Raw genomic sequence first — 12707 nt, 5'->3', positions numbered from 1 at the left:
CTCAGTCTTCCAGTTTCTGCAGATGCTGCTCGAGATAGGGCCGCAAATGCTGGTGTTGCGACGGCAGTTTCAGCGCCTCGCCGAGATGGGCGGTATCCTCGTCGCGGTCGAAGCCCGGCTCGTTGGTGGCGACTTCGAACAGCACGCCCCCCGGTGTGCGGAAGTAGATCGCCCAGAAATAATCGCGGTCGATCACCGGCGTCACCTGATAACCTGTATCGAGGAGTGCCTTGCGCACTTCGAGCTGCTTGGCGCGGTTCTCGACGGCGAAAGCAACATGGTGGACCGAGCCGGCGCCGAGATTGGCGAAGCCGGCCCCTGGCAGCGATTCGATATCGACGACGTCGGCGCCGTTGCCGTTCTTCACCGCCAGCCGCCTGATGTTGCCGGACTTGTCGACCTCCTCATAACCCATGAATTTCAGCAGCTCTTCGGTGGCGCCGCCATCTTTCAGCCTGAGCGACACCGAGTGAAAGCCGCGGATCGCCACGTCGGTGGGAATGCCACCCTTGGCCCATGGCGCACGGTTGTCCGCTCTGTCTTCGACCAGCGCAAACCCGTCGCCGTCGGGACCGGCGAACGCAAGACGCTTCTCGCCGAACGTCTCCTCATGGGACAGCCCGGTGACACCTTGCTCGGCAAACCGTTTCTCCCAATAGCCGAGCGTGCCCTCGGGCACCGAGTAAGCGGTGTTGCCGACTTCGCCGACTCCATGGCGGCCCTTGCCGATGTTCGGGAACGGGAAGTAGGTCATCACCGAGCCGGGTGTGCCGACCTCGTCGCCGTAATAGAGGTGGTAGACGTCGGGTGCGTCGAAATTGACGGTTTTCTTGACCCGCCGCAGGCCGAGCGTCCCGGTGAAGAATTCATTGTTCTGGCGCGCATCGCTGGCCATCGAGGTGACGTGATGCAGGCCCTTGACCTGGTCGAGCATGTCTGTTGCTCCTTCCCTTGTGCTGGTGCGGCCCTTGCCGCTGTCCACGCAAATATGAGCATCCGCCTCCTGGCCGCAAAGGCGGCAAACACAGAATGGACTGTGCTGTTAAAGTGAACGACGAAGCAGGTTTTGTTCACCATTCGGCAAACTGGACCGGCTTGCATACTCGCCGAAATTGCGCTCCATGAGCGACGCATGTAGCCAGCGTGAGGATACAGCGGTTGAGTGGAAAACGCCCCAACATTCTCCTGATCACCTGCGACCAATGGCGGGGCGACTGCCTGTCAGCTGCTGGGCACAAGGTGGTAAGGACGCCGAATGCCGACGCGCTGGCTGCCGAGGGCGTTTTGTTCCAGAAGCACTATGGCGGCGCCGCACCTTGCTCACCGGCACGCGCCTGCCTCTACACCGGCCTTTACCAGATGAACAATCGTGTCTGCCGCAACGGCACACCGCTCGACGCCCGGCACGGCAATATAGCGCTCTGGGCCCGCGCCCTCGGCTATGATCCGACGCTGTTCGGCTATACCGACACGGCGCGCGACCCGCGCACGCTGGCGCCTGGCGACCCGCAGCTGAAAAGCTATGAAGGCGTGCTGTCCGGCTTCACCGTGCGCCAGCTTCTGCCTGAGCACCAGAAGCCCTGGCTGTCATGGCTCAAGGCGCGCGGCGTCGATGCCGGCGCCGGCTCCCCCGACATTCATCGCCCGGCGCGCGAAATCCTGGAAAACGACGGCGCGATCAGCAACGGTCCGCCAATCTATTCGAAGGACGAGACGCCGGCGGCCTTCCTGGCCGGCGAATTCATCCGCTGGCTCGGCGAGCAGGAGCGCGATGCGCCGTGGTTCGCGCATCTTTCCTTCATCAGCCCCCACCCGCCCTTCATCGTGCCGGCGCCTTACAACGCCATGTACGATCCGGCCATCGGTCCAGCTTTTGACCGCGCGGAAAGCTGGCAGGCCGAAGCAGCAAGCCACCCTTATCTCGCCTATGAACTTAACCGGCAGGAACGGTCGAAATTCCGTCCCGGCTCGGAGGGCAAGGTGCGCGACTGGGGCGACGACAATTTTCGCCGCATCCGGGCGCTCTATTACGGCATGATCTCGGAGGTCGACGCGCAGCTTGGCCGCGTCTGGCAAGCGGTCAAGGCGGCCGATGCATGGGACGACACCGTCATCGTGCTGACCTCCGACCACGCCGAGATGATGGGCGACCATTTCATGCTGGGCAAGGGCGGCTTCTTCGACTGCAGCTTCCATATTCCGCTGATCATTCGCGATCCGCGCCGCCGCAAGGCTGCCGGCAGCAGTGTCGACCGCTTCACCGAGGCGGTCGATTTGGCACCGACCTTGGTCGAGCTCACTGGGCTCGAGCTCACTGGCGGCGAAGTCCTGCCGCATCTCGACGGCCGCTCGCTGGCGCCTTTCCTGGACGCAACGGAGCCGGACAATTGGCGCGATGCGGCGCATTGGGAGTTCGATTTCCGCTCGATTGCGGATGGTGATTCAGAACGCTATTTCGGCATCGGTCCGCGTCAGTGCAATCTCGCCGTCATCCGCACGCAAAAGTTCAAATATGTGAATTTCGGCGGCGGCCTGCCGCCCTTGCTCTTCGACCTGGAAAAAGATGCCGGCGAGCTGACCAACGTCGCTGACGACCCAGCCTATCTGCCGGTGCGATTGGAATTTGCCGAGAAGTTGCTCGCCTGGCGGGCCGAGCATCTCGACCAATCTCTGGCGCTCGCCGAATTGACGGACAATGGCGTTGCCGGCCATGTCGCGGGCTTCCCCTCGAGATAAGCAAAGCCCGCGCCGTTGCCGGCGCGGGCTTCTCTGTCGGCCTGTGAGCAGCTTAGCGCATGATCATGCGCTGTTTGTCGCGATTTTGCGCATAGCTGGCCTTGTCGTAGGGGGCCTGCGCCTCAAGCTGCTCCTTGGTGAAGTTCGTGTAGAGATAGCGCTTGCCGTTCTTGTCGGTCATGAATTTCAGGTTGTCCATGCCGACCGCCACCTCCTTCTCGCCGACGCCAAGGAAGCCGCCAACGTCGATGATGACTGCGTCGACCTTCTTGTCGCTGCCCAGCACGATATCGCCGATCTCGCCGACGTTGACATCGTTGGCGCCGTAGACGGTTGTTCCAACCAGATCCTCGGCCCGGATTTCGCCCATCGGCATTTCGGTTAGCGTCGACTTGTCGATCGACCCGGTCTTGGTCTGGTCGGCCGTGGAATTAGCCGGAGGCGCCGCTGCCGGAGCGTTTTGAGCCGTCTTGCCGGCTTGGTCAGCGTTGTTGGTCGTTGCGGTGTTGTCGTTCGGCGCAGTGTTGCTGGCCATCACGGTAGGCGTGACGGTAGCAGGCGCATTGGCATCGTTCGACGCAGTGGTTGCCGGGGCCGGATCATAGGCCTTGCGGTTGAAGTCTGGCTGCGCCTGCAGCTCTTCCTTGGTCGTTTGCGCGACCAGCCAGCGATCGCCGTTCCTCTCGGCCCACTGCGCCTTGTCGAAGTCATAGGCGACGTTCTTTTCGCCGATGCCGAGGAAGCCGCCGACACCGATGATCAGCGATTGCGCCTTGGCTTCCTTGTTGATGACGATGTCGTTCACGTCACCGATGTTTTGGGCGTCGTCGCCGGTGCCGTTATAGACGGTCTCGCCGATGATATTGGTGGCGAGATTGCCTTCGGCGCGCTTCACTGGCTCAGCCGGCGCGGCAGGCGCCGGGGTTGTATTTTGCGCGCTGGTGGAAGGGGCGGCAGGCGCCGCATTATCCGCCGAAGCTGGTGGCGGAGTCGGATCGTAAGGCCTCCGGTCGAAATCCGGCTGAGCCGTCAACTCATCCTTCGTCGTTTGCGCTATCAGCCAACGGTCGCCATTTCTTTCGGCCCATTGCATCTTCTTGTAGTCGAAAACGACGTTCTTGGTTCCTATGCCAAGAAAACCGCCAACGCCGATGACGACGGATTTTACCTCGCCGCGCTCGTCGAAGACGACATCGGTGATCTTGCCGATATTCTCTGCATTGTCGCCGGTGCCGTTATAGACCGACTCGCCGATGATATTGGTGACAAGGCTGCCCTCGGCGCGTTGCACCGGAGCGGCTGGAGCGGAATTCTCTACGGCGGGTGGTTGCGCCGGCGCCGGGGTCGTCGCCGACTGCGCAAATGCACCCGTCGCAATCAATGTTGCGACTGCTGTCGTGGTTAAAAGGGTGCGGATCATCTTAGTGTCTCCTCGTCGGTGATTTCGTGCACGCCGTGCCCGCCTGGCGTCACTGCGGGCGCAGCGTCTTCTGCATGTTCACAACGTTGTGACCACACTGTTGTTCCGAAAAAAGCCGTGGTGCACCCGGTGCGATGTCAATGGTTCTCGGATTCGCCGCGTTGGTCGAAAGGAACATTTTCTCAGCCGCCCCGTTCCACTCCCGGCTGGGGCTCCGTCCCGGCCCGGTAGGTGCTGGAAAATGGAACGGCCATGCGGTTTGCAGCGGTGCTGAACAAGGACGGGGGCACCCTGCGCACCATCGATCTTGAGGCCTTCGCCAGTCGGATGCGCAGCACACTTGAGACTGCCGGCCACTCGATTGATATCGAAATCGTCGCCGGCAAGGATATCGTTGCCACGCTGGACGGCGTAGCTTCCAGGCACGGCATCGACGTCGTGCTGGCTGGCGGCGGCGACGGCACCATTTCGGCCGCGGCAGCCCGTTTGATGAATGGGGAGAAGGCGCTGGCAATTCTGCCGGCTGGCACAATGAACCTTTTTGCGCGCGGCCTCGGTATCCCGCAGACCCTCGATGCGGCACTGAAATCGTTTGCCGACGGCGAGGTGATGGCGATTGACATTGCAACAGCCAACGGCCGGCCCTTCGTGCATCAATTCTCGATCGGCATGCACGCCAGGATGGTGCAACTGCGCCAGAAGATGGAATTCGGCTCGCGGTTGGGGAAGATGCGCGCCTCGGTGCGAGCCGCTTGGGCGACGATCAACAATCCACCGGCGATGAACGTAACGCTGATGATCGGCGAGGCCGAGATCAGAACCCGGATCACCGGTATCGGCATCACCAACAATATGTTTGGCGAGGGCCACCTGCCCTATGCCGATAATCCGGCAGGCGGCGTGCTGGGCATCTATGTCACCGTGGCGCGGCGGCGCGGCGAATTGATCAGGTTCCTCTTTGACGTCGCCCGTGGGAAATGGCGCGGCAACGAGCATGTCGAAATCCATCAGGCAAACCGCGCCGTTTTGAAAATCCATTCGACTAACAGGAAAGTTCAGGCCGTCATGGACGGCGAACTGGTAAAGCTCGATCGCGAGACGACCGTCGAAATCCATCCGCGCGCGTTGAATGTTCTCGTCCCGGCGCGCGCTGTCGAGGCAAAGGTTGCCTGACGTGGGATGCGTGATGTGGGGTTGCGTGATGCAAACTGGCGCGAGCGATGGAGAGAACCTAGCCGCTGGGCGTGTTGCCCTGTTCGGTCTTCGGCGTCTCGATCATCCAGCCGTAGATTTCGGCGACGCCCCAGGCGATAAAAGCCAGCAACAGCGCGGCGATCAGGATACGAAGGACATGCCGACCCCGCCGCCCTTGACGGGCTTTGTTTTCAGGAATGGTTTTTGGCATTGTCTGGCTCCATATTTGGCGCCGGCAGGCGTAACTCGAGGGGCGTTGGCTGGTAACGGTCCCCCGCCGCGAAAGTTCCGGCACTGCAAGGCGGCAGACGGGCCGGTTGGCCTGACCAATCAGCGGAGCCGGCCTCCGGGGGCATAGTGGACGACAATAGCCAGAACACGCCGGGCCTGCCGGCCGATATTCGCCGTGTGGTGGGCGCCGCGGACCGTCTTGCCGTGCTGCACGGCCTCGACACGCTGGACGGGGCTGCCGACCCTGATTTCGATCGTATCGGCGGTCTTGCCGCTTCGGCTATGCAAACGTCTGTCGCACTGATCACGCTGGTCGATGCCGAGCGGCAGTGGTTCAAGTCCTGTATCGGCCTCGACGAGACCGAAATCGCAACCGAGACATCGTTCTGCGCCTATACCATCGCAGCCGGCGACGTGCCGATGGTGGTGGCCGACGCGGCGGCGGATCCGCGGTTCAAAGCCAATCCGCTGGTCACCGGCGAGCATCATATCCGCTTTTACGCAGGCGTGCCCATCGTAGTCGACGGCGCGCTGATCGGCACGCTGTGCGTGCTCGACCGGAAGCCGCACGCACGTCCTTCCTCTGTCCAGCTCGACCAGCTGTCGGCGCTAGCCGGCCTCGCCGCGAGCCTGTTCACGCTGAAGGATGCAACCCGCAGTGCGGCGATTGCCAAGGCAGCACTGGTTCGAGAGGAAAAGCGGCGCGCTATCGCGCTCGACGCGGCTTCGCTTGCCAGCTGGGCATGGGATATCCGCAGCGATATGATCGACTGCGATGTCCTGCTGTCCGAATTGTTCAACCTGCCGAAGTCGAACAGGCTGAGGGCGCGCGACATCCTGACCGCCATCGACCCGCGCGACGTTCACCAGACCGAAACACGCTTTCGCGACGCGCTGACCGGCAGTGACGATTATTTTGGCGAATACCGTGTCAAAGGCCTCGATCCGCCGCGATGGATCGCAACACGCGGCCGCGTCATAGAACGCGACGGCGATGGCAAGCCGACGCTGATCTTCGGCGTCAACTACGACATTACCGAACGCAAGCTTGGCGACGAACGTCAACGACTGTTGCTGCGCGAGCTCAATCACCGCGTCAAGAACACTTTGGCAACCGTACAGGCGCTGGCGACGCAGACCGTTCGCCATGCCCGCCAGCCAAGCGAATTCCTCGAAGCCTTCAGCGCCAGGCTGCAGGCACTGGGCGTTGCGCACAGCCTGCTGTCGGACCGCGAGTGGCGCGGCATCGGCATCCGCGAGCTGGTGGAGATCGAGCTAAAGCCGTTCCAAGCCGCCGGACAATCGCGCATGGCGATCTCCGGCGCCGATGTCCTGCTCTCACCCGACCAGGCAGTCGGGCTCGGGCTGATCCTGCATGAACTGGCAAGCAATGCACTGCAATACGGGTCGCTCTCGGTTTCCTCCGGAAAGGTCGATCTCGATTGGAGGGTACAAGGCAGGAAGGGCGCACGCCGTCTGTTGCTGGCCTGGCGCGAAAGCGGCGGCCCGCGGGTTGCGCCGCCCGAACGCCATGGCTTCGGCTCGATCCTGATCCGCCGCAGCCTGGCCAAGGTCATTTCCAGCGAGGTGATCCATGAATTCCGGCCGGACGGCGTGGTCGCGGAAATATCGATTCCGCTCGAAGATTTGTGATTTTGCGACCGGCGCCAGAATCGTTTGCCCCGAACTATCCCCTCCGAACTATTCGCGTTTGCCGGTATCCGGATCATCGGAGCCGCGCTTCACGTTCTCGCGGTAGATGGCGTAGGCAGCGAGTGCTATCGCCGGACCGAGAATCGCGCTCAGTCCGGCCTTTCCCGGGCCATCTTTGCCCTTGAGCAGCGCCGCCAGCACGGCGAGTGCCGCAGTGATCCCGATAGCCTTCATGTCAGCGTTGCGTCGCTTCGCCCGGCGCCTGGCGCGCGAGCCGGCCGACATCCGGTAGACGAGCAGGATGAGACCGGCGATTGCGAGAAAGCCGATCCCGAAGCTCAGGGAAGCTGCCATCGGCCCATAGCGGGCCGCCGTCCAGATATAGGCCGCCCCGACCAGGAAGCCGAGGCCGCACAGCGCTACGACCGCTGCGACCGAATAGACAATTGCAGCCACACGCGCGCGTTGCACCGCCGCAATGGTTTCGCCCGAGGCGAGGCCCGAGATCAGCGATGCAAGCATTCCCATGCGTGCAGAACTAGCGGCGCGCGAGAAGCGCGAAGAGGAACCCGACGCCGGCGGCGATCGCCAGCGACGTCACCGGCTTCTCGCGCATATGCGCTATCATCTGCGCCTCGATGTCCCTGGCGTTGCTGCGCAGGCTGTCGAAGGCTGCCTCGCCCTGGGTTCGCAACTGCTCGACGCTTTCGGCGGCGGCTCGCCGCGCTGCCCCGTAGCCATGTTCGCCAGTTTTGGCCAACAGCTTGGTAAGTTGGTCGATGTCGGCCTTCAGTTGTGCGATGTCGGCCTCAATATCGGAATTCGTGCGGGCTTCGTTCGCGGCCTTTCCTGCGGCAGTCGCCATTGCTTCACTCTCCATGCTTTTGCTCGGTCGAAACGCCCGACAGACCCCAAGGTTCCGGCACGAACCTCTTCTAACCCTATCTCCGGCAGCGCGCGTTGCAAATGGCTTGCATGGGCCGAGGCCGACGCATCCGCGCCAGCGCGTCTTTTTTAAATGACAGCATGCCAAATAACGATCATGACTTCCCCCGTTTCACGATCGAGACGAATTTAAGGAGATATTGCTGCGTGCGCGCATCACTTGACGGTTTGCGGATTCTTATCCTGGAAGATGAGTTCCTGATTGCCATGGATATCGAGCAGCTTTGCCGCGACTACGGCGCGCTCAATGTGGTCATCGCCCGTGATCTGACTGAGATCGAACAGCAAGACGTTGCCGCGCAGTTCGATGTGGCCATCGTCGACCTCATGCTGAGCGGCGTTTCGACGCTCCAATTTGCTTCGCGGCTGCGTGAAGCGGGCATCCCGTTCGTCTTTGCCTCGGGCTATTCGGATACGGACGAGATCAAGAAATCCTTTCCCGGCGTCAGACTGGTCACCAAGCCCTATTCGGGAGACGATCTCGTCGAGGCAGTGGCGGCGGCCTGCAGGCGAACGCATCTCTGCTGAGGCGCGGAGCGGTTCGAACACGCCGCGCTTCACGCAGCCGTCGACCCGGTTACCTGAGCCGAAATTGCGTCCGGGCCATACTCGTCTTCACCGGAGATCTTCAGAATTTCCTGCAGCCGTGTGCGGGCGCGGCTGACGCGGCTCTTGATCGTTCCGACGGCGCAGCCGCAGATCTCGGCCGCTTCCTCGTAGGAGAAGCCCGACGCGCCGATGAGGATAATGGCTTCGCGCTGGTCTTCTGGCAGCAATTCGAGCGCGCCGCGAAAGTCCTCGAGGTCAAGTTGGCCGTGCTGGGCCGGGTGAACGGCAAGCCTGGCCGTCATGACGCCATCGCTGTCCTGCACCTCGCGGCCGCGCTTGCGCATCTGCGAATAGAATTCGTTGCGCAAGATCGTGAACAGCCATGCCTTCAGATTGGTGCCGGGCTGGAAGCTTTCATGCTTGTCCCATGCCTTGACCAATGTTTCCTGCACCAGGTCGTCGGCCTTGTCGGCGTTTTGCGTCAGCGACACGGCAAAAGCCCGCAGGCTCGGGATCGAGCCGAGCAAGTCGGTCTTGAAGCCCTGGGAGACGGCCGCCATGCCTCAGTCCTTCTTTTGTACAGGTTCGGCTTTTTCCAACTGGCTGAGCAGTTGGGCGAAGCGATCCGGCACATTGTCGGAGACCAGCTCGTCGTAGTATTGTTTGAGTTTGCGGCCGATTTCCGAGTTCGGCCCAAGCGGGTCGCGGGAAGCAGCCCGGCGCCCGTTGCCAACGCCACCCATGGTAGCTTTCGTCATGTTCTTCATTTCGCCCTTTTGTCCCAGCCTTAAGCCGCCCTTCAACACATAACGCAAGACAAGCGGCAGCCTCGTCTGGTTGCCCAACCCGCCCCTAAACGCCAGCCCATATATTTAGTTCCGCATGATCGGAACTTTTTCGCAGAACCCGCGTTTTCAACTCTGGGCTTGCGAACCGTTTTTTAGCTGTAACATGCAATCACGTCATATGAGGGAGACGTCCAATATGAGCCTATCAGCAACCATCGCTCCGCACCTGCCGTTCCTGCGTCGCTTCTCGCGCGCAGTATCCGGATCGCAGGAGAGCGGCGACGCGCTGGTCGCCGCAATGCTCGAGGCCATCATTGCCGATGTCGACATCTTTCCGAACGCATCGAACGACCGCATCGCGCTCTACAAGGTCTTTGCCAAGCTCTTCACCTCAGTGGCCATTCGCGTTCCGCAGGAGCATGCCCAGTCGGCATGGGAACAGCGTGCCGCGGCCAATCTGAATGCAATTGCGCCTCGCCCCCGCCAAGCCTTTCTGCTGGTGGCGGTCGAAGGCTTCAGCGAAGACGAGGCGGCGGAGATTCTCGACGTCGACGAACAGGAATTCTCCGAACTCCTCGCGCAGGCGAGCAACGAGATCTCCCGTCAGGTGGCAACCGACGTGCTGATCATCGAGGATGAGCCGCTGATCGCCATGGACATCGAGGAAATGGTCGAAAGCCTCGGCCACCGCGTCGTCGGAACGGCGCGCACCCACGCCGAGGCGGTGGCGATGTTCGGCAAGGCGCGGCCAAAGATGGTGCTTGCCGATATCCAGCTTGCCGACGGAAGTTCGGGCATAGCGGCCGTGAATGAGATCCTGTCGTCGACCTCGGTACCGGTGATCTTCATCACCGCCTTTCCCGAGCGCCTGCTCACCGGCGAGCGGCCGGAACCGGCATTCCTGGTTACCAAGCCGTTCAATCCGGACATGGTCAAGGCTCTTATCAGCCAGGCCCTGTTCTTTGACCGGCACGCGAAAGCCGCGGCATGAAACAGCGGGCGGCCGAACTGCGGCCGCCGAGACAGCCGCTCCCCAGGATCAGAGGGGAGTGACGCCGGCTCAATTCACTGGCAACCAACTGGGGCAACCAACTGGACCTTTCCACACACCGCGGCAATTCGGGCCCTGAAGATTTTCAGCATCGTCTTTTTCGGAAAATGGTGGAACAAACGGAGGCGAATCACGTTTTCACCGCAGCATTGGAAGGAGATCGATCATGCTTTACTGGGCGCTCGTATTTCTCGTCGTGGCGATCATCGCCGGTGCGCTTGGTTTCGGCGGCATCGCTGGCACCTCGGCCGGCATAGCGCAGATATTGTTCTTCATCTTTCTCGCCTTCCTGATCATATCGCTTATTGCCGGCCTGATCAGACGAGCGTGAATGCCAAGCGGCCATTCAAGCGAACACTGGAAGCCGCACCCCTCAAACGGTTTCCAGCCACCGCCGGGCAGTGTCCTCCAACGGGATGCCGCTCGGCGGACCGCTTTTTAAGGTTTGATACGAACCTCCTCCTTTTGGAACCCATTTTTCCGCGAACCGTTCAGCCCGACATGGGTTGAGCAAATTGACCGATGCGTTCCAGAGTCGGAAAAATGAAAGACCGCGGCCAGAGTGATGAGATCATCGCTTTGCATCCCGCCGAAAGCGGGATGCAGCTTGGTCGGGCCCTTCTCCATGCACTGCACAATGCCGGGATTTCCGTCCTGTACCAGGATCGCGAGATGAAGACGGTGTGGGCGCGCAACATGCGCGCGCCCTGGACTTCCGATGCCTCCGACAACAACGGCATCTTGCCGCCGGCGCAGGCAGAGCGTATCGGCGCCGCCAAGCACGACGTCATCGTCTCCGGCAATCCTCAACATCTTGAGCTCAGCGTGCCGGCCGATGACGGCGCCCGCTGGTTTCAGGTGTGGATAGACGCCGACCGCAGCGAGACCGGCGCGGTGCAGGGCGTCGTGACCACCATGGTCGAAACAACCGAGCAGAAACGCCGGGAGCAGACGTTGAAGGCGCTGCTGCGCGAAGTCAGTCATCGCTCCAAGAACCTTTTGGCCATCATCCAGAGCATCGCCACCCAGACGGGCCGTTATTCCGGCAGCATTGACGATTTCCTGACGCGCTTCCGGGGCCGATTGCAGTCGCTGGCCTCCTCGCAGGATTTGGTTACGTCATCCAACTGGCGAGGAGCGGCGCTGCGCGAGCTGGTTTCCGGTCAGGTCGGCAGGTACGGCGCGGATCCCTTGCACAGCCTACGTTTCCGCGGCGCAAATCCATATCTCAACCCCAATGCCGCCTTGCACATCGGCTTGGCCATGCATGAGCTCGCCGTCAATTCGGTCAGCTATGGCGCACTGTCGCGCAGCGACGGTTTCGTCGAGGTGACGGCCGATCTGACGGCAGCTTCCGCTGGCGAGCCTGCGCTGTCGCTGACATGGGCCGAAGTGATCGGAGCCAACGACAATCAGCGCAGTGAGAAGCGTTTTGGCAGCGTCGCGCTCGAACGCGTCGTGCCCACTTCATTGAATGGAACGGCGACCCTTGAGATCACCGGGAACCGCCTCGAATACCGCCTTGTCGTTCCTCACGGTAATTTCGAGACGGATTAACGAGCGGCGGTCGCCGCGCGAAGGCTTGCTGCGCATCGCCATCTTTAACCGACTGTTCACCATAAAGTCCGATCCTGTGCGAACGTGCCGATCCGCCGGATTGAGTTTGGCACAAAGTGAAGGGAATGGGCGTTGACGGCTGCAGACGTGAACAGACTGGAACAGGCCGCTCGCGTCTCGATGGGCGGTTTTCAGGATCCCGACGCGCCCGCAACGCCCGCGCCTCGTGCTTCGCCCCTGCGCTTCGCCGCCGTCGCGCTTATGGCCGCGATCGTCCTGACCGCCGCGTCCCAACTGATCTGAATCGAACTCGCCTCTGCTTGATCGCTTTGAAACCACTGCCCGAGTGCTCGGCCGTGCCCGTTCGCGGTCGCTGACCTGCAGGGCCAGGCCCAACATGTCGGCGCCAGATGCCTTGCCGTCGATCCGGCGCTCGAGAACGACCATGACAGGATCGTCTGGAACGTGCGCCCCAACGGCACGCTCGATGCGTCCTTGGAGATTTCCGGGTTCGTGGTAGCATCAAACGGCGCACGCCCCGAAAAAGACTATCTTAATCAACAATGAAATCGTGCGGGCAAAG

At 61.7% G+C, this 12707-nt stretch carries 15 protein-coding genes; 8 read left to right on the top strand and 7 right to left on the bottom strand.

Going from position 1 to position 12707, the window contains the following annotated elements:
- Position 1 precedes the first annotated feature (1 nt).
- Positions 2–934, bottom strand: a complete 933-nt coding sequence (locus tag NKH99_RS17205; RefSeq protein WP_352451158.1) for a VOC family protein — start codon at positions 932–934, stop codon at positions 2–4.
- A 224-nt stretch (positions 935–1158) separates the two neighbouring features.
- Here NKH99_RS17205 and NKH99_RS17200 point away from each other — a divergent pair, with 224 nt between their 5' ends.
- Positions 1159–2736: an alkaline phosphatase family protein gene (locus NKH99_RS17200; protein WP_353014789.1), complete on the top strand. Its 1578-nt coding sequence runs from the start codon at positions 1159–1161 to the stop codon at positions 2734–2736.
- Positions 2737–2788: 52 nt separating this feature from the next.
- Here NKH99_RS17200 and NKH99_RS17195 read toward each other — a convergent pair whose 3' ends face one another.
- Positions 2789–4156: a PRC-barrel domain-containing protein gene (locus tag NKH99_RS17195; protein ID WP_352540232.1), complete on the bottom strand. Its 1368-nt coding sequence runs from the start codon at positions 4154–4156 to the stop codon at positions 2789–2791.
- A 252-nt stretch (positions 4157–4408) separates the two neighbouring features.
- On the opposite strand from NKH99_RS17195, the gene NKH99_RS17190 reads away from it, so the two are divergent.
- The gene (locus NKH99_RS17190) at positions 4409–5329 is read left to right on the top strand and encodes a diacylglycerol/lipid kinase family protein (RefSeq protein ID WP_353014788.1); all 921 of its coding nucleotides are present in this window, start codon (positions 4409–4411) and stop codon (positions 5327–5329) included.
- A gap of 58 nt (positions 5330–5387) precedes the next feature.
- Here the strand turns inward: NKH99_RS17190 and NKH99_RS17185 are convergent, their stop codons facing one another.
- Positions 5388–5561 (bottom strand): hypothetical protein, encoded by a 174-nt coding sequence (locus tag NKH99_RS17185; RefSeq protein WP_292659198.1) that lies wholly within the window; start codon positions 5559–5561, stop codon positions 5388–5390.
- A 146-nt stretch (positions 5562–5707) separates the two neighbouring features.
- Here NKH99_RS17185 and NKH99_RS17180 point away from each other — a divergent pair, with 146 nt between their 5' ends.
- Positions 5708–7234, top strand: a complete 1527-nt coding sequence (locus tag NKH99_RS17180; RefSeq protein WP_352613535.1) for a sensor histidine kinase — start codon at positions 5708–5710, stop codon at positions 7232–7234.
- Between the two features lie 48 nt (positions 7235–7282).
- Here NKH99_RS17180 and NKH99_RS17175 read toward each other — a convergent pair whose 3' ends face one another.
- Both NKH99_RS17175 and NKH99_RS17170 read right to left on the bottom strand, forming a co-directional pair.
- A complete protein-coding gene (locus NKH99_RS17175) occupies positions 7283–7762 on the bottom strand; it encodes a hypothetical protein (RefSeq protein ID WP_353014787.1) in 480 nt (159 codons plus the stop codon).
- A 10-nt stretch (positions 7763–7772) separates the two neighbouring features.
- Positions 7773–8099 carry an ElaB/YgaM/YqjD family protein gene (locus NKH99_RS17170; protein ID WP_023678546.1) on the bottom strand — a complete coding sequence of 109 codons (327 nt, stop codon included), beginning with the start codon at positions 8097–8099 and terminating at the stop codon, positions 7773–7775.
- A 110-nt stretch (positions 8100–8209) separates the two neighbouring features.
- Between NKH99_RS17170 and NKH99_RS17165 the strand changes: the two genes are divergently transcribed.
- The gene (locus NKH99_RS17165) at positions 8210–8707 is read left to right on the top strand and encodes a response regulator (protein ID WP_353014786.1); all 498 of its coding nucleotides are present in this window, start codon (positions 8210–8212) and stop codon (positions 8705–8707) included.
- A 29-nt stretch (positions 8708–8736) separates the two neighbouring features.
- Here the strand turns inward: NKH99_RS17165 and NKH99_RS17160 are convergent, their stop codons facing one another.
- Together NKH99_RS17160 and NKH99_RS17155 are read right to left on the bottom strand one after the other, a co-directional pair.
- Complete coding sequence (locus tag NKH99_RS17160; protein ID WP_023678544.1) at positions 8737–9288, bottom strand: sigma-70 family RNA polymerase sigma factor; 552 nt, start codon at positions 9286–9288, stop codon at positions 8737–8739.
- Positions 9289–9291: 3 nt separating this feature from the next.
- Positions 9292–9495 (bottom strand): NepR family anti-sigma factor, encoded by a 204-nt coding sequence (locus tag NKH99_RS17155; protein ID WP_023678543.1) that lies wholly within the window; start codon positions 9493–9495, stop codon positions 9292–9294.
- Positions 9496–9712: 217 nt separating this feature from the next.
- Here NKH99_RS17155 and NKH99_RS17150 point away from each other — a divergent pair, with 217 nt between their 5' ends.
- The 4 genes from NKH99_RS17150 to NKH99_RS17135 all read left to right on the top strand — a co-directional run bounded on the left by NKH99_RS17150 (position 9713) and on the right by NKH99_RS17135 (position 12427).
- Positions 9713–10507, top strand: a complete 795-nt coding sequence (locus NKH99_RS17150; RefSeq protein WP_352471123.1) for a response regulator — start codon at positions 9713–9715, stop codon at positions 10505–10507.
- 226 nt (positions 10508–10733) lie between these two features.
- Positions 10734–10898, top strand: coding sequence for a DUF1328 domain-containing protein (locus tag NKH99_RS17145; protein ID WP_023678541.1), 165 nt, complete (start codon positions 10734–10736; stop codon positions 10896–10898).
- Positions 10899–11089: 191 nt separating this feature from the next.
- Entirely contained in the window at positions 11090–12124 is a 1035-nt protein-coding gene (locus tag NKH99_RS17140) for a sensor histidine kinase (protein WP_352451150.1), read from the top strand.
- Positions 12125–12256: 132 nt separating this feature from the next.
- Entirely contained in the window at positions 12257–12427 is a 171-nt protein-coding gene (locus tag NKH99_RS17135) for a hypothetical protein (protein ID WP_352685923.1), read from the top strand.
- Positions 12428–12707: the final 280 nt, after the last annotated feature.

Origin of the sequence: Mesorhizobium sp. M0854 (genome assembly GCF_040319815.1) — a bacterium.
Taxonomy (GTDB): Bacteria; Pseudomonadota; Alphaproteobacteria; order Rhizobiales; family Rhizobiaceae; genus Mesorhizobium.
The sequence above is the reverse complement of the archived record's forward strand: the minus strand, read 5'-3'. Positions and strand labels throughout refer to the sequence as shown.

Coding starts and splice junctions, on each gene's coding strand:
- NKH99_RS17150 (WP_352471123.1), top strand. CDS start 9,713: ATGAGCCTATCAGCAACCATCGCTCCGCACCTGCCGTTCCTGCGTCGC.
- NKH99_RS17165 (WP_353014786.1), top strand. CDS start 8,210: ATGGGCCGAGGCCGACGCATCCGCGCCAGCGCGTCTTTTTTAAATGAC.
- NKH99_RS17195 (WP_352540232.1), bottom strand. CDS start 4,156: ATGATCCGCACCCTTTTAACCACGACAGCAGTCGCAACATTGATTGCG.
- NKH99_RS17175 (WP_353014787.1), bottom strand. CDS start 7,762: ATGGGAATGCTTGCATCGCTGATCTCGGGCCTCGCCTCGGGCGAAACC.
- NKH99_RS17170 (WP_023678546.1), bottom strand. CDS start 8,099: ATGGCGACTGCCGCAGGAAAGGCCGCGAACGAAGCCCGCACGAATTCC.
- NKH99_RS17140 (WP_352451150.1), top strand. CDS start 11,090: ATGCGTTCCAGAGTCGGAAAAATGAAAGACCGCGGCCAGAGTGATGAG.
- NKH99_RS17145 (WP_023678541.1), top strand. CDS start 10,734: ATGCTTTACTGGGCGCTCGTATTTCTCGTCGTGGCGATCATCGCCGGT.
- NKH99_RS17190 (WP_353014788.1), top strand. CDS start 4,409: ATGCGGTTTGCAGCGGTGCTGAACAAGGACGGGGGCACCCTGCGCACC.
- NKH99_RS17155 (WP_023678543.1), bottom strand. CDS start 9,495: ATGAAGAACATGACGAAAGCTACCATGGGTGGCGTTGGCAACGGGCGC.
- NKH99_RS17160 (WP_023678544.1), bottom strand. CDS start 9,288: ATGGCGGCCGTCTCCCAGGGCTTCAAGACCGACTTGCTCGGCTCGATC.
- NKH99_RS17185 (WP_292659198.1), bottom strand. CDS start 5,561: ATGCCAAAAACCATTCCTGAAAACAAAGCCCGTCAAGGGCGGCGGGGT.
- NKH99_RS17205 (WP_352451158.1), bottom strand. CDS start 934: ATGCTCGACCAGGTCAAGGGCCTGCATCACGTCACCTCGATGGCCAGC.